Here is a 24,726-nt window from a genome sequence, read left to right as displayed (position 1 = left end):
GCGTTTGCTAGGAGGTGATGGGGATGTCGTTTGCGTCCGAAACAAAAAAAGAACTGACCAATATTGAAGTGAAAGATTGCTGCGCGAATGCAGAATTATCCGCATTGATCCGAATGAATGGCTCGTTGTCATTCTCAAATCAAATGCTCGTCGTCAATATTCAAACCGAAAACGCCGCCATTGCCAGAAGAATCTATACATTGATCAAAAAGGGGTACGACACCCCGGTAGAGCTTCTGGTACGAAAGAAGATGCGGCTGAAGAAAAACAATGTCTACATTGTACGAATCAAAGAAGATACTAAGAAGATTCTTGAGGAACTGAAAATCCTGGGTGAAAATTTCACCTTTATCCATAATATATCGGAAGACTTGATCAAAAAGAAATGCTGTAGACGTTCATATTTGAGGGGAGCGTTCCTTGCAGGTGGTTCGGTTAACAACCCGGAAACCTCATCGTATCATTTAGAAATCTTTTCTCTTTATTCTGAACACAACGATGCGTTGTCCGAGCTGATGAATTCCTTCGGGTTGAATAGTAAAACCCTTGAACGAAAAAAAGGTTTCATTACGTACTTGAAGGAAGCAGAGAAAATCACGGAGTTCCTGAATATCATCGGTGCTCACAATGCCCTGCTGCGATTTGAGGATGTACGGATTGTCAGGGATATGAGAAATTCCGTTAACCGCCTTGTGAACTGTGAGACGGCTAACCTGAATAAAACCATTGGTGCGGCCTTAAGACAGGTCGAAAACATTAAGTTTATTGAGAGGCATGTAGGCTTACAGATCTTACCCGATAAACTAAGGGAGATAGCAGAATTACGAGTGAATTATCAAGATGTCACGTTGAAAGAACTAGGGGAAATGGTGTCAGGCGGCACCATCAGTAAATCAGGGATTAATCACCGCTTACGTAAAATTGACCAGCTTGCTGAGAAACTCAGGGCGGGAGAAAAGATTCAAACCTAAATAAGGACAAAGGGGAGAGAAATGATTATGGTGGAAAAACAAGTAGAAGTGAAATTAAAGACTGGCCTTCAAGCACGGCCGGCTGCATTATTCGTACAAGAGGCGAACCGCTTCTCATCTGAAATCTTCTTAGAAAAGGATGGAAAGAAGGTCAATGCGAAAAGCATCATGGGATTGATGAGTTTAGCTATTTCCACGGGTACGTCCATTACGCTGGTAGCGGACGGAAGCGACGAAGAAGAAGCAATCGTTGCCCTCGAAGGATTCGTTCAAAAAGAAGCATAAGATCAACTTCATACAGATGAAAAGCTGATGACCAGGGAGTGGTCATCAGCTTTTTTTGGTTCTTTTTTGTCAAGAAAGGATCAGCTAATTCTTTAGAACCCTTTTCCATATATTTCACATTTAAGATGGATGTCTGCCCGCTTTTTTGTTACATTGTACTTTTCAGGATACTGTAAAGTGAAATAGCAAAAAAGACATATAATATTTCCAATCCCCACCTATTAAACCAGAGAATGCGGGAGTATAATTAAATGAGTTTGGAATAAATTCACTACATCAAACTTTTCTTAATTAAAGGCTCAGTTCGTAAACATTGTGGCTTTGTATAACTTTCCAAAAGTGAATTTCTATTTTAGAGGAGAGGTAGTGTGAAAACGTGGACCGTTCCTTTCCGCTCCAGGCACAAGATTCCCCGGGGAGGAAGTCGAGCCTCCTCGACGTTCCGTCTGTGGGTCTCGACTTTTCCTCTATCTCCCGCAGGAGTCAAGTGCCTTCCGCTGCAATCCACTCTGTGCTATTACATTCTGACTGCTATAAGTATGGATACACAAACGAAAAAAATTCTCCTATTGTAGATAAGTTGATCGTTTATTCCCAAAACAGACTATCTACAAAGGAGTAAAAGAAAATTTAATGTTAACTCATAGATCGGTGGATCATCTAACTATCTATCAAATGAAACAAACAATGCTACCATGATAAATGACCTCTTTTAAAGAAAGCAGTAGTCCGTTTTCTATAGATAGTTTTTGTCACTTTTAAGCTTTGTCACGAAATTTCCTTATAGATGGTGAGGGGAACTGCGCAGACTCCTGCGGAAGTACGGTCGTGCCGAGACCCCGGAAGCGAAGCTGAGGAGGCTCGGCCGAACGTCCGCGGAAAGCGGAGCAGTTCCCCTCACCATCTAGCACATGCTTGTTGACAGTGCTCCTAGCTGATCTTATGTTACAAAACAAAATTTTTTGCAAATAGACCCTTATTAAATATAGAAGTTTACGATAAAGGAAGACGATGCCGAATGGAAAAATACACAAAGCATTTCTTTAATAATATTCGAAAAAAAATAGAAGAATGGGAGGCAGCAGAAGCCATCCCCCATGAAGAAGTTTACCGGTTCATCCATTCCATGGCGGGCTCTGCCTCGATTCTTGGATTACATAAAATGGGGGATTGTGCCCGGGAATTGATGGATCAGTACAAAGAAAAAGAAGAGCTGTCGTGGACGATTGCAGAAGTGAAGGAAGAGCTCTTCGACATTATCCAATTCTGTTATCACTATGAGGAGGAATCCACTGAAGTATTCCCCGGCAAACAAAGTAGAACAGGGGAAGAGCCTGTCATACTTATAATCGATGATGATACATCCTTCCTCATGTACATGAAAGAAGAGTTGGAGAAAGTCGGGTGGTATGTGGTCCCGATTGCCAACCCGGAAAAGGCCATCATGTCTTATTACGACGTAAGGCCGGACTGTGCCATTATCGATATTTATATGAACGGGACAAATGGGTTTGAAGTGCTGGATTTTTTCAAGAAGAAGTTAAAGCAGCAGTTTATTCCAACGGTCATGGTGAGCGTGGACGATAGCAAGGAAGTCCGAATGAAGTGCTATCAGATGGGGGCGGATGATTTCATCCCTAAGCCTTTCGATCTGGATGAATTTATTGTCCGTGTGGAAAGACAGATGGAGCGAAAGAAGCAAATGGAAGAGCTCGTGTTGATCGATGAATTGACCCTTGTTTATAATCGCAAATATTTGAGTCAGGCGTATGCCCAGGTTCAGAGTGACTGGTCCCGTACTGGGGATTCATATTGTGTGGCCGTTCTCGATATCGATCATTTTAAAGGTGTGAACGACCGGTACGGACACCTTGTAGGGGATGGGGTGTTGAAGGAGTTCGCATCACAATTAAAGTCCAAAACCAGAATTCAGGACATCGTTTTTCGTTTTGGAGGGGAAGAATTTGTCATTCTATTCCCCAATACATCCCTTAAAGAAGCCTGCTCGTTTGTAGATGAAATACGAGAAGGGTTCAGCCGATATGTGTTTGAGGTGAATCCGTCCTTTTCCTGCACATTTTCGGCGGGGGTGGCAGAAATTTCAGATCCGATGAAACCGTTTGATACGTGGCTGAAGCTTGCAGACAATGCACTTTATGAAGCGAAAAGCAGTGGCAGGAACCTTGTGAAAATGGATAGTAAAGCAAGTGAACATACTCCCCATAAACGTATGAAAATTGCCATTGTAGATGATGATCCCATCATCCGGACGGTGATGAAGGATATTGTGTCGAAGCTGCCTTCCGAACAGCATATTCAGTACGATATCCAGACGTTTAAAGATGGAGCGGCATTTATAGGGTCGGACTGGCATAGGGAAGATCCTTGTCTTGTGATTCTGGACGGGGTCATGCCGAAGATGGATGGCCTGGAAGTACTGGAGCAGCTCCGTAAAAAGGGTGATTCAGATCGTTACAAAGTATTGATGCTTACTTCAAGGAAGAGTGAAAGGGACATCTCAAGATCACTCCAGCTTGGTGCGGATGATTATATGACGAAACCTTTTAAACTACTCGAGCTTGAGGCACGTTTAGGACAAATGCTGAAAAGGATGAGATAGATCAGTGTTCTCGCAAGAGCTTTTTTATTTTTTTATTGTGTTAGTCGGTCTACTGGTGCTGTTAGCGGGTTTGTGCCTGTACTTGTTGATAAAGAAGACAATAGATAATAAGAATCGGGCGCATATCGAGCAGTATAAAGAAGAATATCAGTTAGCACTCTTTCAATTTCTGCATGAAGGGGTCAAGAGTGAAAGTTTGAATGATCGCTCCCCCTTGCAGATCAGGGCACTAGTGGAATTACTGGCCGGTTTTTCAAAAATGTTTGCCTCTGATGACATTCAAGAACGATTACAAGGATTTGCAGAAGAGCACTTTCAATCGTTTATCCTTTCTCAACTTAGACACAGGAGATGGAGTATCAGGATGAATGCCCTCTATTGGATACAGGATTTTAAGATGAAGAGTATGGTAAAACCGTTGAGGGAGCTTCATGCTTCCAAAAATATAACCAAGGCCGAAGAAATCCAACTTTTGAAGATAGCTGCGCTCTTTGAGGAGGAAAATCTGGTTTCAAGATTAATAGATCCGAAGCATGAACTGACGGAGTTTGAATACAGTCTTTTGCTTCACGCGTTAAGGCAAGAGCAGTTCGGGCCATTGGTTCATGTTTTTGAAGAACTGCCTGAAGTGTTGAGGTTTGCCCTTATCGATTCGATCGGGGCAAGGAACAGAATGGAGCACGTACCTTTCCTTCAAAGACTATTGGAAGACGGCTCCACGGAAATAAGGGTCCGCGCTTTGAAGGCGGTGGTGGGCATGGAATTTTATCTTGATGTTGAGCGACTTTCCGTTCACCTGCGTGCAGATTCATGGCAGGAGCGGCTGATGGCCATTAAGGCATGTGAGTACATCCGTTCACAGCAATTGACTCCTTACTTAACGGACCTTATGAGTGACCCGTCCTTTTACGTTCGTTCTCAAGCGGCTCAATCACTCTTGCGCCTGGAAAACGGAGAAGATGTGTTAAGGGAAATAGCTGATCATTCAGAAGATGAATATGCCAGGGATATGGCAGAGCAGTGGTTGGAAAGGGGGGCGGTTTCATGAATGTAACAGCAGAGTGGGGAAGTATCCTGATGTCTGTTGGATGGTTTGTTCTCATTTATATGATTCTTGTCATCTCTTTTTATACGATTCTCCTCGTGATCTCCCTTTTTCAATTAAGGAAAACCTATGGACTGGATGATTGGGAGCCATACGAAGAGCTCTTACATCTCCATCAAACGAAGCCGGTTTCCATACTGGTCCCTGCTTACAATGAATCAGTCGGAATTATGGCCACGGTAAGGTCATTGCTCAGTATTGAATACCCTGAATACGAAATCATTATCATCAACGATGGTTCAACGGATGATTCCATGGAAAAGCTCGTGGAATCCTTTCAATTGGTGAAGATCAAATGGGTGATTCGAGAGCAGCTGGATACACAGCAGGTTAAGGGTGTTTACCAATCCAGGCTGTACAAGAATCTACTGGTGATCGATAAGGAGAACGGAGGCAAGGCGGATGCTTTGAATGCCGGGATCAATGTATCGAATTATCCTTATTTCTGTTCCATAGATGGAGACTCGGTACTGGAGCGGACGGCCTTTCTGAAGGTGATGAAACCGATCGTCGAGTCCGACGGTGAGGTCATTGCATCCGGGGGGAGCATTCGAATCGCCAACGGATGCGAAATCGAAAGTGGGGAAATTGTGAAGGTGGGCCTGTCCAGATCGCCTCTTGTCGTGATGCAGGTAATTGAGTACTTAAGGGCATTTCTTATGGGAAGAATCGGCTTGAGCCGGCACAATCTTCTTCTGATCGTATCAGGTGCGTTCGGGGTATTCTCGAAACGCTGGGTCGTGGACGCGGGTGGGTACTCCCACACAGTAGGGGAAGATATGGAACTCGTCGTCAGGCTCCACCGGTATGTAAAGGAACAGAAAGCAGATAAAAGAATCGTGTATGTACCGGATCCTGTGAGCTGGACGGAAGCGCCGGAATCTCTTAAATACTTGCGTCGTCAACGAAGCAGGTGGCATCGGGGATTGTTTGAAAGCCTTTGGATTCATCGCCGCCTTCTGTTCAACCCTAAGTACGGTTCGATCGGGATGGTTTCCATGCCATATTTTTTGATCATAGAATTTTTTGGCCCGGTTGTAGAATTGATGGGGTATGTGATTATGATTCTATCTCTATTTCTCGGCGGGGTTTATCTGGAATTTGCGATTCTATTATTCTTCCTTTCGATCCTGTATGGGTCGATACTCTCCATGGCCGCCGTGCTCCTGGAAGAATGGTCCGTCCGAAAGTATCCGAAAGCATCCGACATCGGGAGGCTTTTCGTCTATTCATTAACCGAGACATTATGGTACCGTCCGCTGACCGTTTTATGGCGCTGCGAAGGAATCCTTGACGTGATCCGCAAAAAAAGGGGCTGGGGAGAAATGGCCAGAAAAGGAGTGTCAAAATGACGAAGCTGAAATCCTATTTGTTTCTCTTGTTCATCATTAGCATTGTCCTCATTGTTTCTTCTCCTTTTTGGCTATGGCAGATGAAGAAAGAACAGAACCTGGATTTGCTCATCATCGATAAGACGGTTCCGGATACCACTTACCGGGAACATAAAGGGCTAATGTGGCTTTTGAATCAACAGAAATATGTGCAGTCAGGCGGGAAGCCGTATGAGCTGCAAACAGACTATATTGGATTTGTACCGAAAGACAATCAAACCTATGACATTAAAAATATCCCCTCCTCCTATGATAAATACGATGCTGTCTACATAGCAGACACGTATGGAGTGTATGAAGAGGAATTCCATCATAAGAATGTATCGGGGCAGCGCTCCTCAAAGCTATATGGAGGCTTGACCGATAGTGATATGGACGTTTTAAAAGACATGGCGATGAACGATGGGAAAACGTTGATTGCCGAGTTCAATTCCATGGCACAGCCTACCACTGAAGAAACGAGGAAGAAATTTTATTCCTTGTTCAATCTGGAGTGGTCGGGCTGGATCGGGAGATATTTTCCGAAGCTTGAAAACAGTGAAGTGCCCCAATGGGTCCGGGATAATTATGAAAACCAGTATGATGAGTCATATCATTTCACAGGTCCTGGATACGTACTCGTGGACGAAAATGATCAACTGGTCATTTTAGACAAAGAAGATATCGGGAAAAAAGGTGTGGTCTTTTCAACAACCGAGCAAGGTGAAGGCTTCATCGGTGAAGAAATCAATGTCCCATACTCGTACTGGTTTGACATCGTAGAAGCCATCAATCCTGATGAGGTGATGGCGAACTACACATTGTCTTTATCCAATAGCGGGAAAGACACACTTAAAGCATTGAATCTTCCGGTGACGTTCCCTGCCGTCATTCATGGTGAGAACCGGCAATTCGACACCTACTATTTCAGTGGGGATTATGCGGATCAGGCTGATGTGCCCAATCTCTATCAAACCGTCGGATTTTCAACTTGGAGAAAATGGACGGAATCATCCAGTCCGGATAACATGTCCCAATTTTACTGGAAGGCATACAGTCCGATGATGAAGGCGATTCTTGAGAGAATTCAAAAAGGAAAGGACAAGAATGTGGTCGAACCCATCTCAGTCATCTCGGAAAATGGTCTGAAGCTTGCAGGGAAAGTTGGATCCGACTACATTCAAGTCCATCAGGATGGAAAATGGGAAGACTTCCTTATCAAAGGGGTCAACATGGGAATCGCAAAGCCTGGTTCATTCCCAGGCGAAACAGCGATTTCGAAAGAAGAATATTTGAGATGGTTCAAACAAATCGGCGCCATGAATGCCAACTCGCTCCGGGTTTACACCATTCATCCGCCTGCCTTTTATGAAGCCTTTTACGAGTACAATCAAATGGCAGAAAAACCACTTTACTTGTTTCATGGAGTATGGGTGAATGAAGAAATATTCCTGAAGTCGGAGGACGCTTTCGCAAAGGAAAACACCGTTGAATTTTCGGAAGAAATCAAGAAAACCATCGATCTGGTTCATGGAAACGCAGAGATTCCAGAGCGAAAAGGGCATGCTTCCGGTTCGTATACGTATGACATTTCTCCTTACGTCCTTGGGTGGATATTCGGAGTGGAGTGGGACCCGGAAGTTGTGTCAGCTACAAATGAAAAGCATAATGGACTTGAAGATTTTCGCGGGGAATACATTCAAACAGAAAGCGCCAAGCCCTTTGAAATATGGCTGACCGAAAGAATGAACGAAGGGATAGCATATGAAACCGATACGTATCAATGGCAGAGACCTGTAAGCTTCACGAACTGGGTTACCACCGATCTCCTGGATCATCCGAGTGAACCCCTGGAGAAAGAAGATATGGTTTCCGTGGATCCGAACGTCATGAAAGGAACCGGGCAATTGTACACCGGACTGTTCGCTTCCTACCACATATATCCGTACTATCCGGATTTCTTGAATTATGACCCCGAGTATGTCAATTATATCGATCATCGCGGGGAAAAGAACAACTATGCCGGCTATTTGAATGACATGAAAAAAGCCCACTCCATGCCGTTGGTAGTAGCGGAATTCGGTGTCCCGGGATCCCGCGGACTCACTCACCGGAACGTCTACGGGATGGACCAGGGACATCATTCAGAGAGAGAACAGGGTGAAATTGATCGCCGGTTATTCGAGGATATCTCAGAAGAGAAAATGGCAGGCGGGATGGTGTTCGCATGGCAGGATGAGTGGTTCAAACGGACTTGGAATACGATGGACTATGACAATCCTGACAGACGACCTTTCTGGCAGAATGCCCAAACCAATGAGCAGCAGTTCGGAATGTTGAGCTTTGATCCCGGGACTGACAAAACTTCGATGATACACGTGGACGGGAGACCTGATGATTGGGCCTTTAACAGGGTAGAGCCTGCTTTTGAAAAGGATGGGCACAGCATGTTTGTAACAAGCGACGAGCGCTATGTATATGTTCGGGTTGATTCAGATACAATTTCTGAGGATAAAGAAACCTATCTTCTATTCGATACAATCAAAGGGCAGGGGCAATCGACTATCCTGGAGGAAACGGATGTCACCTCATCAGGTGTTGACTTTGTCCTTCAGATTAAAGGTAAGAAGGAAGCCCGCCTGTGGATTGACAGCTATTATGATACATTCCACTATCACTACGGGCATGATCTCAATATGATTGAAGAGGAAGCTTATGCCAAGCAGAAAAACAATGGATTCTATCATCCGATTCGATTGACATTGAATAAATCATTGGACGTCATAGGGAAAAACATTCCGTTCCAATCCTATGAAACAGGAATCCTTCAGTTCGGAACATCCAATCCGGGGGACCCGGAATATGACTCGTTAACCGATATCAGTGTCAATCCATCAGATAACCGCTACGAAATCCGAATACCATGGCAGCTGCTAAACATGAAGGATCCCAGTCTGAAAGAAGCAATGGGAGACATATGGTCGGATGAAGGATTGGATAGTACGACGACCATAGAATCCATTCATATCGGCTTATATGAAAAGGATGGAGAAAAAGAATTCACCTATCCGCAACAGGGTCAAGGCGGGTTGATGGATTCCACTCAATTTTACCCTTACTCCTGGAATCCTTGGGATCAACCGGTTTCCCATGAGCGATTAAAGCAGTCCTATTACGAAATGAAAGAAGCTTTTGAAAAAGAAGGAGAATAAAAATGGCGAGAATATTAATTGCTGAAGATGAAGAAGTGCTCCGGATGTTGATGGTGGATACACTGGAAGATGAAGGTCATGAGCTTCATGAAGCCGCCGATGGTCAAGAAGCCATCAATCAAATCATGGAGAATGACTATGACCTCATTCTTCTTGACTATATGATGCCTCTTTTCACAGGTCTGGAAGTAATTGAAAAAGTTAGAAACGCACCTGAAAAGAGTGATGTGAAAATCATGATGGTGTCGGCTAAAAGTCAGCAAACGGATAAGGATCTCGTATTGAAGTCAGGGGCCGATTACTTCATTGCAAAGCCGTACAGTCCACTAGAACTCGTTCATCGGATTGAGGAAATATTGAATGAAGAGAATTAAAGAATTATTTCAAACGAGCCTACGTAATCAATTCATAGGATTGATGAGCGGCTTTATCGTCATCTTTTTCATTAGTGCTGCCTGTTTGTTCCTGTATGATCAATCCATTACAACTGAGTACCAGGTTCAGAGGGATCAGTTAAATAAAAAAGAAGACGTGGCTGAACAATTGGATAGAGACTTTCAAAAGGCTTTCTTTGATGCGAGGGGATATCTCGCATTTGGGAGGCCGGGGTTCAAAGAAAGTATTTTTGACCAAGAGAAAAAAGTGGATGACACGTTAAAGAAGTTAAAAGGATTAGAAACAGAACCTGAAGATCAACGCTTCCTTAAAGATGTAGAGGAATTTTCAACTCTTTATTTTAAAGAAATGGTGCCAAGTGTCATCAGCGATTTCGAAAAGGGGGATAGCGAGGCTGTGAAGGAGGCATCGGCAGACGGTGCAACAGCTACAATTGAAACCTTTCAAACGCAACTCAATATGTATGCGGACTCCATTGAACAAAGTAAGCGAAATGCTTATGACGAATTGAAACGTAAAGAGTCCTTAAGTCAAACTGCATTTGTGCTCTTTGTTTTTCTCATGCTTCTTGTTCTTATGAGAATGATGAGAATGATTGCAAAACAAATCGGTCAGCCTCTAAATCAGGTGGCTTCAGCCGCTGAACAAATTGCTGAAAATGAAGTCTATCAGCAATGGTCTTTTGAAAACAAACGGAAAGATGAAATCGGTAAGATGTCCAGGGCATTCGAAAAGATGATTTATAAAATTCAGGAAAAGGAGGAGCATCTCCTTTCCCAAAATGAAGAGTTGGTCGCTCAGCAGGATGAGTTGGAATCCCAGCAATCAGAACTTGAACATTTGCTTAATATGACGAAAAGTCGTGAGTCTCAGCTGGAGCGCAGAAATGAATTCATTCATGGGATATCAAGTACCCTGAATAAACAAGAGGTTTTAGAGAGCATTGTCAAAAGCATGAGTCATGTGATGGGGGCTTCCCGGGGTATGATCGTTCTGATGGATGATCAGAAGTCCAATGCGACGTTTGGCATTTCCGAAAGTGGTGCGAGTCAGTTCTTGATGTATATCTACAATGGAATTCATCAAAGGTTGTTTGATTCGAGAGAGCCCTTCTCACTTAAACGGGAGATGAGGCCATCGGAAAAAGGATATCACGAAGAAACCCTTTATTCGTATGATTTATTCTTACCTATCCTTTCCGTCGACCACCAGGTGGAAGCCATCATGGTATTCAGTCGATTTGGAGATGATTTCAATAAGCAGGAATTAGAGGAATATTCGAGCTTAGGGAAGCAAATTTCCATCTCTTTGCAAAAAATATACCTTTTCGAAGAATCCGAAACGAATCGTCAACTGACACAGGATATCCTCAACAATATTCAGGAGGGGATACAACTCATTGATAAGGATGGCAACAACTTATTAATGAATACGAAATTATCGGCATTGATTCAAGGGAAGATAGACGAGCTTCAGCAAGCAGACTATCAAACCTGGAAGCAAGCACTGGTTGATCGGGTCGAAGATAAAGAGAAACTGGATGAGTACTATGAAACGATTGTGACAGAGAGGAAGATAGGTAAGCATCTCCTTACCTATCACCTGGTGGATAGTAAAGAAGTTTTCCAGGTTTACTCTGAAACCCTCTATCGTGGAGACGAGCAGATAGGGACAATCTTTGTACACAGGAATATCACGAAAGAATTCGAAGTCGATCAAATGAAATCAGAGTTTGTGAGTACAGTCAGCCATGAGCTTCGTACCCCTCTATCAAGTGTGCTTGGTTTTACGGAGCTGATGCTGACCAAGGAGTTGAAACCGGAAAGAACGAAGAAATATTTAACGACGATCTATCAAGAAGCAAAGCGATTGACGTCTCTCATCAATGATTTCCTGGATGTCCAGCGAATGGAGTCCGGACGTCAAACCTTTGAGAAGAAGTACGAGGATGTCGTCCCGGTCATGCAGCATGTGATTGATACCCAGAAGGTAAACGCACCTCATCATTCCTTTAATATCGCCAGGGACACGGACTGTACGATCGTTCTTGGGGATAAAGACAAATTGTCCCAGGCATTCACCAATCTGATCAGTAATGCCATCAAGTATTCCCCGGATGGAGGCACTATCACCATCCATTTCCGTGAAGGAGAGGAGTCCATTCTCATAGACATCCGTGATGAAGGGCTCGGCATACCGCAGGAGGCCATTCCAAATCTGTTCACGAAATTCTATCGGGTCGACAATTCTGACCAGAGAAGAATTGGCGGTACCGGCTTGGGCTTGACCATCGTGAAGGAGATCATCGAAACTCATGAGGGGGACATCGCTATCTCATCGGAAGAAGGAAAAGGGACTATGTTCACCATACGTTTGCCGATCGTGACCATCGAAACCTTCAAAGAGGATGAGAATTGCGGTGATGGAATGAATATCATCGTCATTGAAGACGATATCAATCTGGCATCCCTCTTGAAAGCCGAGCTGTCCGACAGCGGTTTCAAGGTGCAGCACACACCGTCAGGAACTGAAGCCCTGACAAAAATGCAAGAGGAAAAACCAGATGCCATCGTCCTCGATATTATGCTTGAAGGAAGCATGTCGGGGTGGGATGTACTAGAAAAGATGAAAGCGGATCAAGAGCTTTCCCAAGTCCCGATCATCGTATCCTCCGCTTTAGATGAGAAAGAAAAAGGACTCACACTGGGAGCCAATGATTATTTGGTGAAACCCTATCACCCCAGCAGGCTATCCAAGACAATCCTGCATCTCTTATTGAAAAAAGGGATGAACGGTGAGATTCTGATTCCGGTTTGTGAGAAAAAAGCTGAAAAAGAATAAAGGAGAGAGGCTTTCGGTGACGGAAGCCTCTTTTTTTGAGGGGGTAAATAGAAGGTTTTCTTTTATTCCAAATGAAACGAACATTCAATAGAAAAAAAGCCCCTCCCGGATTCCGGCAAGGGGCTTTCAGTATGTTTACTTATTGTTCATATCGTTACGAGTGATGATGCGATCGATCAATCCATATTCAAGCGCTCTTTCAGCTGTCATGAAGTTATCGCGATCTGTATCTTTTGAAATCACATCAAGTGGTTGACCTGTGCGATCAGCCAGGATCTGATTCAGTTTTTCACGAAGGAATAGAATACGCTTCGCTGCGATTTCGATTTCTGTAGCTTGACCTTGAGCTCCACCAAGTGGCTGGTGAATCATCACTTCAGCGTTCGGAAGGGCTAATCGCTTGCCTTTTGCACCTGCTGCAAGAAGGAACGCACCCATTGAAGCAGCCATACCGATACAAATCGTTTGTACATCAGGCTTGATGTATTGGATTGTGTCGTAGATTGCCATACCCGCCGTGATGCTTCCACCAGGAGAGTTTATGTAAATCGAAATATCCTTCTCCGGGTTTTCAGATTCAAGGAATAGAAGTTGTGCTACAATGGAGTTTGCCACATTGTCATCAATACCGCTTCCAAGCATGATTACACGGTCTTTCAATAAACGTGAATAAATGTCATAAGCACGTTCACCGCGGTTTGTTTGTTCAATTACTGTAGGAATTAAATTCATCCTCGTTCCTCCTTAGAAATCCTTTTTATTTTTCTGAATTACTTATTCACTTTGTACTGTAATCATACACCCATGGTCAATAAAGGTCAAACTAAACGCTTCCTTTATTCCCCTGTATATAAATCCTTTCTACATGATACCCATTCATTCCTTTTTTAAACGGGAGAGTGTTTGTAAAGTTTATGGTTGCAGTAGAAGTTTATTTCCTTTAAAAATAAGTGGAGCCACCTTTTGATAAGTTACGGCGTGAAAACAAAGACCGTTCCTTTCCGCTGCAGGCAATTGCTTTCCGCGGGGAGGAAGTCGATCCTCCTCGGGCGCTGCCCTGTGGGGTCTCGACTTTTCCTCTATTACCCGCAGGAGTCAATTGCCTTCCGCTTCAATCCACTCTGTGATTCTATTTTATGAATGACTAATTATAAGGGTAGACAAACAGAAGAACAGATTCTAATGCAAATCAAACTATTTACAAAGGAACTCCAATCAACTTTCACATCTTTAAGAAACAACCATTTATGAGGTTAGGGCTTAAAGAATAAAAATATTGCAAACAAGTATTTTCTAGCTTATAATATATATTCGTGACGGTTATTCATTTCATGCCCTCGTGGTGCAACGGATAGCACGTAAGATTCCGGTTCTTGAGATGGGGGTTCGATTCCCTCCGAGGGCGTACCAGTAATACTGATATGAAGGTGTTTCTACAAGTTTTTAATTTGTGGAGGCATCTTTTTTCGTTCCTGATATTAAGGGTATTTTTAGTATATTGTATAATCAATAATATACCTATTTTGAAGAAGTGCCGGATCGGTTTTGAATTAGATACATAGGAAAGTTACGAGAAGGTGTTTCGCCCTGCACCAGAATAGTTAGAGTATAGAAAAGAAGAATAATCTAAAACCGGGATGGTGGCTTGGAATGAAAGATTTTGTAGCTTTTGATTTTGAAACGGCTAATCGTGCAAGACACAGTATATGCTCAGTCGGAATGGTATTTGTAGAAAATGGAGAAATTGTTGATTCAATTTATCAATTAATCGATCCAGAAGAGAAATTTGATCATTTTAATATTAGAATACATGGAATTAAACCTCAAGATGTTAAAGGTGCGATGACGTTCGATGCTTTCTATCATTCTATCAAGGGAAAAATAGAGAATAAGTTGATGATTGCTCATAATCTTTCCTTCGATGGATACGCTTTGAGGGATAATTTAGCTCGTTATGAAATGGAGCCCGTATACAACCAATTTCTCTGCACATATCAAATGTCCAGAAAAATGGTGAAAGGTCTTCCTGCCTATCAGCTATCATCTATATGTACTTATTTTGGAATCGAATTAGATAATCACCATCATGCTGCAGATGATGCTAAAGCATGCGCTCAATTAATGCTAAAGCTAGCAGAAGAGTACAAGATTACGGACTTTGATTCTCTCTACAATAAGACTCGAATTAAACCGGGAGAAATATCCGAAGGCATCTATCGCTCTTCATTAGTAAGTAAATCTGCTAAATAACACAACTTGGGGCGCATTTTTTATAGCTTCTACCGAATATATTAAAAGTATAATGTTGAGATGGGTGGAGAATACCCACACCCTGCCAGTTGATTGTAGCGGAAGGTGCTCGACTCCTGCGGGAAACGCGTGGAAGTTGAGACCCCGCAGGGCTTTAGCCCGAGGAGGCTCAACCCACGCCCCGCGGAAAGCGAGCACCTGCAGCGGAAATCAACCACCACACGCTATGTGGAATTTATTGAAAAATATCATATACATAATACTACCAACGAATTCCCATTAACGAACCACCAATTTTATTGTAGAATAGATAAATGGGAGGTTAAGAATCATGAATTTGAAAGCAGGACTTTTTCAAAATCAACAATTAAAACTTCAAATGACGCAGCAGCTTTCTCAAGCCATCACCATCCTCCAATATTCTACGATGGAACTGAATGCTTATCTAGAAGCTAAGCAATTAGAGAATCCCCTTATACAATTAGAACCGCCTAAGCAAGACCCCCTTCATCAACGAGAACCTCATACATTTAAACGAAATGCCGGCAATCACGAAAACACGGTGGATTGGTATGAATATGTATCCGTGCCAAAGAGATCCCTTGCGGATGCATTATCTGTTCAATTAAATTTGAAATCGCTTACTTCTTCAGGGAGAAAGATACTGGATGAATTAATATTTAGCTTGGATGATAACGGTTATTTGAGAATAGACGACGAATCCTTCGTTCAAAAACATGGTCTGGAAATGTCTCAACTGGAAAACTATATTAGTAGGCTTCAGGAATTAGAACCGGCTGGAATAGGAGCCAGATCCCTGAAGGAGTGCATAGTCCTTCAGCTGCAGCGGAAAGCCAATGTTCCCCCACTGGTTACGATGATTGTAGATAACCATTTTCAAGCTTTTGCAGAAAAGAAGTGGAAGGCGATCGCCAAGGATCTTGAGGTAGAGCTAAAAGACATCCAGCTGGCAGCGGATTTCATCCAGCAGTGCAATCCGAGACCCGGATCAAAGTATTCTCAGCATATCGCTGAATACATTATTCCAGAGCTTGTCGTGAAGGTGATCGATGGTCATACCGTGGCCGTATCGTTGTATGACGGTACGACTATAAACGTCACATATAATGAAGAGTACACTGATTTTCTAAAGCATCACCCGGATAAGGAAGTCCAGTCCTATCTTCAGGAAAAGGAGCAGGATTTCCACTGGCTACTGCAAAGCTTACGTCAGCGAAAACAAACCATCCTGAAAGTGGGTAAGATGCTTGCAGAAAAGCAGAAAGCATTCTTCTTAAAAGGACCATCAGCAATCCAGCCATTGACCTTGAGACAGGTGGCAGAAGAAATCGATGTTCATGAATCGACCATCAGCCGTGCTGTGAAGGGTAAGTATATGCAAACGCCATATGGGATTTTTGAACTGAAGTACTTCTTCACCTCAGCCATCAAATCAGTCAAGCTTGAGGATTCCGAAACAGCATCTGCAACAACTGTGAAAAATGAACTCCAAAGGCTTATTGATGAAGAAGATAAGAAAAAGCCACTATCTGATCAGAAAATAGTGAACCTATTATTGGATAAAGGGTATGATGTCTCTAGAAGAACGATAGCGAAATACCGCGATCAATTAGGGATTGCTTCTTCCACGATGAGGAAGAGGTATGAATAGAGGGAGTACCAGGCATGACAATGGTTTTGTACAAGGTACAATCCAACCATCCGGTACCTGGTACAACCAAATTCTCAACCAATAAAAAAGCGAGGCTCAAAAATGAAACAAGTCCTATTTTATACACGAAACCAATGCGGACTATGCCAAGACGCAAAAATTACATTAAAGTTACTTCAGGATGAACTTGGATTCGAAATAAAAGAAATCGACATAGATGAAAGTGACGATTTGACCGAACGTTTCGGACTCATGATCCCAGTCGTGGAAATGGACGGGGGAATCCTCCAGTATGGGCAGATTGATTATTTTACGCTTAGCAAGCGTTTACATGAAAAAACCCGATAGTTTCTAGTTGAATTACGATTCATACCCTGATAAAATAAAATTTGAAAGCAGGGATGAATTTTTTTTGGAGGTAGTGGGACATAATATGTCTAGGTGGGACTTTTATAGTCCATCACATCCACGCACTTCATTTGAAGGAGCTTTTTTCTATGGAATCTTTAATTGACATACAAAAGCGATTATTACCTGACCTGCTTGAAGTTATGCAAAAAAGGCATCAAATTCTTCGTTCCATCCGGTTCATGCAGCCTGTCGGACGCAGAAGTCTTGCTCAGAACATGGGCCTGACAGAACGTGTACTGAGAAGCGAAGTGGAGTTTCTGAACAACCAAGATCTCATTGATATCAAAACCTCTGGAATGATCATGACCGAGGATGGCATTCAGCTTTTAGAAAGCCTTGAAACAATGATGAGAGAGGTTTCGGGAATCAACGTAATGGAGCGGGAATTAAAATCTTTACTTAATCTTCATGAAATTGTAATCGTTCCTGGGAATAGTGATGAGTCTCCTTGGGTAAAAGAAGAATTAGGGCGTGCGTCAGCTTCTAGTATGAAACGTCGCCTGAAAGGAAATACTATCATCGCTGTGACTGGAGGCTCGACGATGGCCGCTGTAGCAGAGATGCTTACACCGGATTTCTCTGACTCTACCTTGTTTGTTCCTGCTCGGGGTGGAATAGGAGAAGACGTTAAAAACCAGGCTAACACCATATGTGCCAAGATGGCTGAGCATACGAGAACGCGACATCGTGTTTTATATGTGCCGGATCAGGTTAGTAAAGAAGTATACAAGTCCTTCTTGAAAGAACCGATGATCAAAGAAGTATTGAATTTGATCAAATCGGCTAACATGGTTCTCCATGGGATTGGAGATGCTATCACAATGGCTGAAAGACGGAAGACCACTGATGAGGACTTTGAGAAAATCTCAGATGGTCATGCTGTCGGGGAGGCATTTGGTTACTATTTTAACGAAGCGGGTGAAGTGGTACATAAGGTGCCAACGATCGGCCTGCAATTAGAAGATTTAAGTCATATCGAAAGCGTCATTGCCGTCGCAGGCGGCAGCTCGAAGGCGAAGGCGATTCGGGCGTATATGAAGAGTGCTCCACCGAAAACCGTGCTCATCACGGATGAGGGAGCCGCAAGAGAGCTTTTAAAAGGGTAAGCCCTTTTGAAATATAAAAAAATCATCCTTAACTATCTAAAGGAGGAAATTATTCATGGCAACAAAAATTGGTATTAACGGATTTGGACGTATCGGACGTAATGTATTCCGTGCAGCACTTAAAAATAACGACGTAGAGGTAGTAGCGGTTAATGACTTAACTGATGCAAACATGCTTGCTCACCTTTTACAATATGATACAGTTCACGGAACTCTTCAAGAGAAAGTAACTGTTGACGGTGACTACCTTGTAGTTGGCGGTAAGAAAGTAAAAGTATTAGCTGAGCGCGATCCTGCTCAACTTGGTTGGGGAGATCTTGGTGTAGATATCGTTGTTGAATCTACTGGACGTTTCACAAAGCGTGCTGACGCAGCGAAACACATCGAAGCTGGTGCGAAGAAAGTTATCATCTCTGCTCCTGCATCTGATGAAGATATCACAGTGGTTATGGGTGTTAACGAAGACAAGTATGACGCGGCTAGCCACGATGTTATCTCCAATGCATCTTGTACAACAAACTGCTTAGCGCCATTCGCTAAAGTTCTTAACGATAAATTCGGAATCAAGCGTGGAATGATGACAACCATCCACTCTTACACAAACGACCAACAAATCTTAGACTTACCACATAAAGATTACCGTCGTGCACGTGCAGCTGCTGAGAACATGATTCCAACAACTACAGGTGCTGCGAAAGCTGTATCTCTTGTTCTTCCTGAGCTTAAGGGGAAACTGAACGGTGGAGCGGTTCGTGTTCCAACTCCAAATGTTTCTCTAGTAGACTTAGTTGCTGAACTTGATAAAAACGTAACAGCTGAAGATGTGAATGCTGCACTTAAAGAAGCGGCTGAAGGCGATCTTAAAGGAATCCTTGCGTACAGCGAAGAGCCTTTAGTATCAACTGATTACAACGGTAGTCCTGCTTCTTCTACAATTGATGCATTATCTACAATGGTTCTAGAAGATAACATGGTAAAAGTAATTTCTTGGTATGACAACGAGAGCGGTTACTCTAACCGTGTAGTTGACCTTGCAGGTTATATCGCTTCTAAAGGGCTTTAATCGATAAAGTTTTGTAAATTGACATCATTAGCATGGTGATTGATGGATAAATTTTGTCCCACCATCTATAATGAAGATGTGATGAAGGGGAGCGGGGAAGATTCCCCTCTCCCTTTTCTTATTGCTTTTTCTATTTTTTTGAAAAAGATGTAGAAATTGAAAACTAAAGGAGGCCTTTTACGATGAACAAAAAGTCGATTAAAGATGTCGATGTAAGAGGAAAACGCGTTTTTTGCCGTGTAGACTTCAACGTACCGATGTCTGAAGGCAAGATTACAGATGAAACTCGTATTCAAGCTGCTCTTCCTACCATTAAGTACTTAGTGGATGGCGGGGCGAAAGTCATTCTGGCTAGTCACTTAGGTCGTCCTAAAGGTGAAGTAGTGGAAGAACTGCGCTTAACGCCGGTTGCTGAAAGACTTTCCGAACTTCTTGGGAAAAATGTAGCAAAAGCAGATGAAGCTTATGGTGAAGCTGTTCAATCCAAGATCAGCGAAATGGCTGAAGGCGACGTTCTTGTACTGGAAAACGTCCGCTTCTACCCGGGAGAAACGAAGAATGATCCTGAACTTGCAAAAGAATTTGCAGCTCTTGCTGATCTTTATGTAAACGATGCATTTGGTGCTGCTCACCGTGCTCATGCTTCTACTGAAGGAATTGCCAAGCACCTTCCAGCTGTAGCAGGCATTCTAATGGAGAAAGAGCTGGACGTATTAGGAAAGGCTCTATCTAACCCTGAACGCCCATTTACAGCGATCGTTGGTGGAGCAAAAGTTAAAGATAAAATCGGTGTCATTGACAACCTATTAGATAAAGTGGACAACCTGATCATCGGCGGTGGACTTGCTTACACATTCGTTAAAGCCCAAGGCCATGAGGTAGGAAAATCCCTTCTAGAAGAAGACAAGATTGATTTAGCGAAGCAATTCATGAAAAAAGCAGAAGATAAAGGCGTCAAATTCCTTATGCCTGTTGATGTAGTCGTTGCTGATGACTTCTCAAATGATGCAAATACGAAGGAAGTGGATATCGATTCGATTCCTTCTGATTGGGAAGCACTTGATATCGGGCCTAAGACTAGAGCATTATTCCAGGATACGATCAAAAGCTCTAAGCTTGTAATCTGGAACGGACCGATGGGTGTATTCGAATTAGAAACATTTGCAAATGGAACGAAAGCCGTAGCGGAGGCGTTAGCCGATGCAACAGATACATATTCTGTTATCGGTGGCGGTGACTCTGCAGCAGCCGTTGAGAAATTCGGATATGCTGATAAAATGAGTCATATTTCTACAGGTGGTGGAGCTTCGCTTGAGTTCATGGAAGGAAAAGAACTTCCTGGAGTAGTGGCTCTTAACGAAAAATAATCGCTTTTCAAAGACCAACAATTTTTGGAACCGATTATAAAACAGAAAGGATGAGTACAATGCGTAAACCGATCATTGCAGGTAACTGGAAGATGAACAAGACTTTATCGGAAGCAAAATCTTTTACTGAAGAAGTACAAGGATTAGTTCCTGATCAAGAGGTTGTCGATTCTGTCATTTGTTCTCCAGCTCTATTTTTAGAAAGCTTAGTGAACATTTCAAAAGAATACAAGGTAGAAATTGGTGCTCAAAATATGCACTTTGAAGAAAACGGAGCATTCACAGGGGAAGTCAGCCCTGTAGCGCTTTCTGATTTAGGCGTAAAGTATGTCATCCTTGGACACTCAGAGCGTCGTGAAATGTTCAATGAAACAGACGAGTCAGTGAACAAAAAGACTCTTGCTGCTTTCAAACACGGTTTAACTCCAATCGTTTGTGTAGGGGAGACGCTTGAGCAACGCGAAAACAATGAAACAAAAGAACTTGTTGGTAACCAAGTGAAAAAAGCACTTGCCGGTCTATCAGCAGATCAAGTGAAACATACCGTCATTGCTTATGAACCTATTTGGGCAATCGGAACGGGTAAATCGTCTACAGCTGAAGATGCGAACGAAGTATGTTCTCATATCCGTCAAGTGGTTGCAGGAGAATTTTCTCAAGAAGCAGCAGACGCAGTGAGAATTCAATATGGTGGTAGTGTGAAACCTAATAACATTAAAGAATACATGGCCCAATCGGATATCGATGGTGCCCTTGTCGGTGGAGCAAGCCTTGAACCACAAAGCTTCTTGCAGCTTTTAGAAGGGGCAAGTACACATGAGTAAGTCACCAGTAGCGTTAATCATCTTAGATGGTTTTGCTTGCCGTAACACAAAAGAAGGAAACGCTGTAGCCCAAGCGAACAAGCCGAACTTTGATCGCTTGTGGAATCAGTACCCACACAATCAATTAACAGCAAGTGGCGAAGCGGTAGGACTTCCTGAAGGACAAATGGGGAACTCCGAAGTGGGTCACTTAAATATTGGTGCCGGACGTATCGTGTACCAAAGCTTGACACGTGTGAATTTAGCGATTCGTGAAGGTGAATTCGAAACGAATGCCACTTTCCTTGACGCGGTCAACCATGCAAAGGAAAAAGGCACGAATCTTCATATCTTCGGACTACTTTCGGATGGCGGTGTGCACAGCCATATCGAACATCTTTATGCCCTTCTTGGTTTAGCGGCTAAAGAAGGAATAAAAGATGTCTATGTCCATGCCTTCCTTGACGGCCGAGACGTCGGTCCTCAAACGGCGAAGAAGTATATTGAAGATGCAGAAGCGAAAATGAAAGAAATCGGCGTTGGCCAATTTGCGACGATTTCTGGTCGTTACTATTCCATGGACCGTGACAAACGTTGGGAACGAGTAGAGAAGTCTTACCGTGCCATGGTATACGGCGAAGGCCCAAGCTATCATGATCCGATGGAACTTGTGAACGATTCTTACGAAAATGGAATCTACGATGAATTCGTCATTCCATCAGTGATGACGAAAGAAAACGGAGAGCCGGTTGCGACGATTAAAGATGATGATGCTGTAATCTTTTACAACTTCCGTCCAGACCGGGCGATCCAAATTTCGAATACATTTGCGAATGCAGACTTCCGTTCATTTGAGCGCGGAGAGAAGCATCCGAAGAACCTTCACTTTGTCTGCTTAACACGATTCAGTGAAACAGTAAATGGATTTGTCGCATTCAAACCGACTAATCTTGATAATACACTTGGCGAAGTCCTTTCACAAAACGGACTGAAGCAATTGCGTATCGCCGAGACGGAAAAGTATCCTCATGTCACGTTCTTTATGAGCGGTGGTCGTGAAGATGAATTCCCGGGTGAGAAACGGATCTTGATCGATTCTCCTAAAGTGGCAACGTACGATCTTAAGCCTGAAATGAGCGCGTATGAAGTGACGGATGCCTTACTTGAAGAAATCCGTGAAGACCGTCAGGATGCAATTATCCTGAACTTCGCAAACCCGGACATGGTCGGACACTCTGGAATGCTCGAGCCAACGATCAAAGCGGTGGAAACAGTGGATGAATGTCTTGGAAAGATCATTGACCTCATCACTGAAAAAGGTGGAACAGCCATCATCACAGCAGACCACGGGAATGCAGATGAAGTTCTGACTGAAGAAGGTAAGCCTATGACGGCACACACCACGAACCCGGTCCCTGTCATCGTAACGAAAGAAGGAATCGAACTTCGTGAAGGTGGAAAGTTAGGAGATCTTGCTCCAACTATGCTAGATTTATTAAATGTTAATCAACCAGCTGAAATGACTGGAAAATCACTAATTAAAAAATAAGGAGAGATTCTAAATGCCATTTATTACAGACGTATACGCTCGTGAAGTATTGGATTCACGCGGTAACCCAACAATTGAAGTAGAAGTTTATACACAATCAGGTGCTTTCGGACGTGCACTAGTTCCATCTGGAGCTTCAACTGGTGAATACGAAGCAGTTGAACTTCGTGACGGTGAAAAAGGCCGCTACCTTGGTAAAGGGGTACAAAAAGCAGTTGATAACGTAAACAACGAAATCGCTGAAGAACTGATCGGTTATGACATCACTGAACAAGTCGCAATCGACCAGGCTATGATCGCTCTTGACGGTACAGAAAACAAAGGTAAACTGGGTGCGAATGCAATCCTTGGTGTATCTATGGCTGTAGCCCGTGCAGCTGCTGACTTCTTCGGAGTGGAATTATACCAATACCTTGGCGGATTCAACGCGAAGCAACTTCCAGTACCAATGATGAACATCGTTAACGGTGGGGAGCACGCTGACAACAACGTAGACATCCAGGAATTCATGATCATGCCTGTAGGAGCTTCTACATTTAAAGAAGGTCTGCGCATGGGTACAGAAATTTTCCACAGCCTGAAGTCAGTTCTTAAAGGTAAAGGCTACAACACGGCAGTAGGTGACGAAGGTGGATTCGCTCCAAACCTTAAGTCTAACGAAGAAGCACTTTCTACAATTATCGAAGCAATCGAAAAAGCTGGTTACAAGCCAGGAGAAGAAGTTCTTCTTGCTATGGACGTTGCAGCTTCTGAAATCTACAACAAAGAAGACGGTAAATACCATCTTTCAGGTGAAGGCGTTGTCCGTTCATCTGCAGAAATGGTTGATTGGTATGAAGAAATGTGCAACAAATATCCAATCGTTTCAATCGAAGACGGTCTTGACGAAAACGACTGGGATGGTTTCAAACTTCTAACTGAGCGTATCGGTAAGAAAGTTCAGCTAGTTGGGGATGACTTATTCGTGACAAACACGACTAAGCTTTCTCAAGGTATCGAGCAGGGTATCGGTAACTCGATCCTGATCAAAGTGAACCAAATCGGTACACTTACTGAAACATTCGATGCAATCGAAATGGCGAAGCGCGCTGGATACACAGCAGTCATCTCTCACCGTTCTGGTGAAACAGAAGACAGCACAATCGCTGACATCGCAGTAGCAACAAACGCTGGTCAAATCAAGACAGGTGCACCATCACGTACAGACCGCGTAGCGAAATACAACCAACTTCTTCGCATCGAAGATCAATTAGCTCACACAGCTCAATATCTTGGAGCGAAAACATTCTATAACGTAAATCGCTAATACAAGCAATTTGAAAAACAGCCCCGTCATTGGACGGGGCTGTTTTTTTGGATTGAATGGCAGTATTGTATCTATTATCAACACCCAAATTTGCCAAGACTTAATGGGTTTTAGCTAAAAAAGGACTTTGACAAGCTAAAGAAGAACGTTTCAATGATGATCTGCTCCATTTTAAATGATTCTTTATGGATAAGGCTGGCCTAAGGAACATATCGATGGGGTGGGACGAAGAAATCCAGCCGGTTTTGGCAAAAATCCGGCCGTTTTCGAGAAAAATCCAGCCGATATATGAAATAATCCAGCCGTTTCAGGTGAAAATCCGGCCGAAATAACCAAAAATCCAGCCGATTAACATATAATCCCAAAAATGAAACGCACATCGAATCTTAATCCACGCCG

At 43.1% G+C, this 24,726-nt stretch carries 18 protein-coding genes and 1 tRNA gene; 18 read left to right on the top strand and 1 reads right to left on the bottom strand.

The genetic code is table 11. From position 1 onward, the window contains the following. Window positions 1-23: 23 nt before the first annotated feature. The 8 genes from whiA (at window position 24) to ACQKFO_RS13315 (ending at window position 12,800) form a co-directional block, all read left to right on the top strand. Complete coding sequence (gene whiA / locus ACQKFO_RS13350; RefSeq protein ID WP_148995366.1) at window positions 24-971, top strand: DNA-binding protein WhiA; 948 nt, start codon at window positions 24-26, stop codon at window positions 969-971. A 27-nt stretch (window positions 972-998) separates the two neighbouring features. Beyond that, the gene (locus ACQKFO_RS13345; protein ID WP_427599234.1) at window positions 999-1,256 is read left to right on the top strand and encodes an HPr family phosphocarrier protein; all 258 of its coding nucleotides are present in this window, start codon (window positions 999-1,001) and stop codon (window positions 1,254-1,256) included. A 1,018-nt stretch (window positions 1,257-2,274) separates the two neighbouring features. Next, window positions 2,275-3,876 carry a diguanylate cyclase gene (locus tag ACQKFO_RS13340; RefSeq protein WP_427599232.1) on the top strand — a complete coding sequence of 534 codons (1,602 nt, stop codon included), beginning with the start codon at window positions 2,275-2,277 and terminating at the stop codon, window positions 3,874-3,876. Window positions 3,877-3,880: 4 nt separating this feature from the next. Beyond that, the gene (locus ACQKFO_RS13335; RefSeq protein WP_427599230.1) at window positions 3,881-4,924 is read left to right on the top strand and encodes a HEAT repeat domain-containing protein; all 1,044 of its coding nucleotides are present in this window, start codon (window positions 3,881-3,883) and stop codon (window positions 4,922-4,924) included. Continuing rightward, window positions 4,921-6,333, top strand: a complete 1,413-nt coding sequence (locus ACQKFO_RS13330; RefSeq protein WP_427599228.1) for a glycosyltransferase family 2 protein — start codon at window positions 4,921-4,923, stop codon at window positions 6,331-6,333. The genes ACQKFO_RS13335 and ACQKFO_RS13330 overlap by 4 nt, the downstream gene beginning before the upstream one ends. After that, a complete protein-coding gene (locus ACQKFO_RS13325) occupies window positions 6,330-9,563 on the top strand; it encodes a hypothetical protein (RefSeq protein ID WP_427599226.1) in 3,234 nt (1,077 codons plus the stop codon). Before ACQKFO_RS13330 ends, ACQKFO_RS13325 begins: the two co-directional genes overlap by 4 nt. 2 nt (window positions 9,564-9,565) lie before the next feature. Beyond that, window positions 9,566-9,937 carry a response regulator transcription factor gene (locus ACQKFO_RS13320; RefSeq protein ID WP_427599224.1) on the top strand — a complete coding sequence of 124 codons (372 nt, stop codon included), beginning with the start codon at window positions 9,566-9,568 and terminating at the stop codon, window positions 9,935-9,937. Then, window positions 9,924-12,800: an ATP-binding protein gene (locus ACQKFO_RS13315; protein ID WP_427599222.1), complete on the top strand. Its 2,877-nt coding sequence runs from the start codon at window positions 9,924-9,926 to the stop codon at window positions 12,798-12,800. The genes ACQKFO_RS13320 and ACQKFO_RS13315 overlap by 14 nt, the downstream gene beginning before the upstream one ends. Before the next feature lie 135 nt (window positions 12,801-12,935). On the opposite strand, the gene clpP is transcribed toward ACQKFO_RS13315, so the two are convergent. Continuing rightward, on the bottom strand, window positions 12,936-13,532 hold the full coding sequence (gene clpP / locus ACQKFO_RS13310) for an ATP-dependent Clp endopeptidase proteolytic subunit ClpP (protein ID WP_113969137.1): 597 nt from the start codon (window positions 13,530-13,532) through the stop codon (window positions 12,936-12,938). Between the two features lie 601 nt (window positions 13,533-14,133). Between clpP and ACQKFO_RS13305 the strand changes: the two genes are divergently transcribed. From ACQKFO_RS13305 to eno, 10 genes are all read left to right on the top strand, one after another. Continuing rightward, window positions 14,134-14,205 (top strand) — tRNA-Arg (locus ACQKFO_RS13305). A gap of 245 nt (window positions 14,206-14,450) precedes the next feature. Then, the gene (locus ACQKFO_RS13300; protein WP_148995360.1) at window positions 14,451-15,050 is read left to right on the top strand and encodes a 3'-5' exonuclease; all 600 of its coding nucleotides are present in this window, start codon (window positions 14,451-14,453) and stop codon (window positions 15,048-15,050) included. Between the two features lie 331 nt (window positions 15,051-15,381). Further along, window positions 15,382-16,722 (top strand): RNA polymerase factor sigma-54, encoded by a 1,341-nt coding sequence (gene rpoN, locus ACQKFO_RS13295; RefSeq protein WP_427599219.1) that lies wholly within the window; start codon window positions 15,382-15,384, stop codon window positions 16,720-16,722. Window positions 16,723-16,824: 102 nt separating this feature from the next. Then, window positions 16,825-17,070, top strand: a complete 246-nt coding sequence (locus ACQKFO_RS13290; RefSeq protein WP_427599217.1) for a glutaredoxin family protein — start codon at window positions 16,825-16,827, stop codon at window positions 17,068-17,070. Window positions 17,071-17,219: 149 nt separating this feature from the next. Further along, the gene (locus ACQKFO_RS13285) at window positions 17,220-18,239 is read left to right on the top strand and encodes a sugar-binding transcriptional regulator (RefSeq protein ID WP_427599216.1); all 1,020 of its coding nucleotides are present in this window, start codon (window positions 17,220-17,222) and stop codon (window positions 18,237-18,239) included. Between the two features lie 55 nt (window positions 18,240-18,294). Continuing rightward, window positions 18,295-19,302, top strand: a complete 1,008-nt coding sequence (gene gap, locus ACQKFO_RS13280; RefSeq protein ID WP_044338275.1) for a type I glyceraldehyde-3-phosphate dehydrogenase — start codon at window positions 18,295-18,297, stop codon at window positions 19,300-19,302. Window positions 19,303-19,484: 182 nt separating this feature from the next. Continuing rightward, entirely contained in the window at window positions 19,485-20,669 is a 1,185-nt protein-coding gene (locus ACQKFO_RS13275) for a phosphoglycerate kinase (protein ID WP_427599214.1), read from the top strand. 59 nt (window positions 20,670-20,728) lie between these two features. Further along, complete coding sequence (gene tpiA, locus ACQKFO_RS13270) at window positions 20,729-21,493, top strand: triose-phosphate isomerase (RefSeq protein WP_427599212.1); 765 nt, start codon at window positions 20,729-20,731, stop codon at window positions 21,491-21,493. Next, complete coding sequence (gene gpmI, locus ACQKFO_RS13265) at window positions 21,486-23,021, top strand: 2,3-bisphosphoglycerate-independent phosphoglycerate mutase (RefSeq protein WP_427599210.1); 1,536 nt, start codon at window positions 21,486-21,488, stop codon at window positions 23,019-23,021. Before tpiA ends, gpmI begins: the two co-directional genes overlap by 8 nt. 13 nt (window positions 23,022-23,034) lie before the next feature. Further along, on the top strand, window positions 23,035-24,327 hold the full coding sequence (eno, locus tag ACQKFO_RS13260; RefSeq protein ID WP_044338271.1) for a phosphopyruvate hydratase: 1,293 nt from the start codon (window positions 23,035-23,037) through the stop codon (window positions 24,325-24,327). Window positions 24,328-24,726 lie beyond the last annotated feature (399 nt).

This window comes from Rossellomorea sp. NPDC071047 (genome assembly GCF_050270195.1).
GTDB lineage: Bacteria > Bacillota > Bacilli > Bacillales > Bacillaceae_B > Rossellomorea.
The sequence above is the reverse complement of the archived record's forward strand: the minus strand, read 5'-3'. Positions and strand labels throughout refer to the sequence as shown.

Bases quoted from the DNA above. Each gene is read 5' to 3' on its own strand.
- whiA (WP_148995366.1), top strand. From the start codon at position 24: ATGTCGTTTGCGTCCGAAACAAAAAAAGAACTGACCAATATTGAAGTG.
- ACQKFO_RS13345 (WP_427599234.1), top strand. From the start codon at position 999: ATGGTGGAAAAACAAGTAGAAGTGAAATTAAAGACTGGCCTTCAAGCA.
- ACQKFO_RS13340 (WP_427599232.1), top strand. From the start codon at position 2,275: ATGGAAAAATACACAAAGCATTTCTTTAATAATATTCGAAAAAAAATA.
- ACQKFO_RS13330 (WP_427599228.1), top strand. From the start codon at position 4,921: ATGAATGTAACAGCAGAGTGGGGAAGTATCCTGATGTCTGTTGGATGG.
- ACQKFO_RS13325 (WP_427599226.1), top strand. From the start codon at position 6,330: ATGACGAAGCTGAAATCCTATTTGTTTCTCTTGTTCATCATTAGCATT.
- ACQKFO_RS13320 (WP_427599224.1), top strand. From the start codon at position 9,566: ATGGCGAGAATATTAATTGCTGAAGATGAAGAAGTGCTCCGGATGTTG.
- ACQKFO_RS13315 (WP_427599222.1), top strand. From the start codon at position 9,924: ATGAAGAGAATTAAAGAATTATTTCAAACGAGCCTACGTAATCAATTC.
- clpP (WP_113969137.1), bottom strand. From the start codon at position 13,532: ATGAATTTAATTCCTACAGTAATTGAACAAACAAACCGCGGTGAACGT.
- ACQKFO_RS13300 (WP_148995360.1), top strand. From the start codon at position 14,451: ATGAAAGATTTTGTAGCTTTTGATTTTGAAACGGCTAATCGTGCAAGA.
- rpoN (WP_427599219.1), top strand. From the start codon at position 15,382: ATGAATTTGAAAGCAGGACTTTTTCAAAATCAACAATTAAAACTTCAA.
- ACQKFO_RS13290 (WP_427599217.1), top strand. From the start codon at position 16,825: ATGAAACAAGTCCTATTTTATACACGAAACCAATGCGGACTATGCCAA.
- ACQKFO_RS13285 (WP_427599216.1), top strand. From the start codon at position 17,220: ATGGAATCTTTAATTGACATACAAAAGCGATTATTACCTGACCTGCTT.
- gap (WP_044338275.1), top strand. From the start codon at position 18,295: ATGGCAACAAAAATTGGTATTAACGGATTTGGACGTATCGGACGTAAT.
- ACQKFO_RS13275 (WP_427599214.1), top strand. From the start codon at position 19,485: ATGAACAAAAAGTCGATTAAAGATGTCGATGTAAGAGGAAAACGCGTT.
- tpiA (WP_427599212.1), top strand. From the start codon at position 20,729: ATGCGTAAACCGATCATTGCAGGTAACTGGAAGATGAACAAGACTTTA.
- gpmI (WP_427599210.1), top strand. From the start codon at position 21,486: ATGAGTAAGTCACCAGTAGCGTTAATCATCTTAGATGGTTTTGCTTGC.
- eno (WP_044338271.1), top strand. From the start codon at position 23,035: ATGCCATTTATTACAGACGTATACGCTCGTGAAGTATTGGATTCACGC.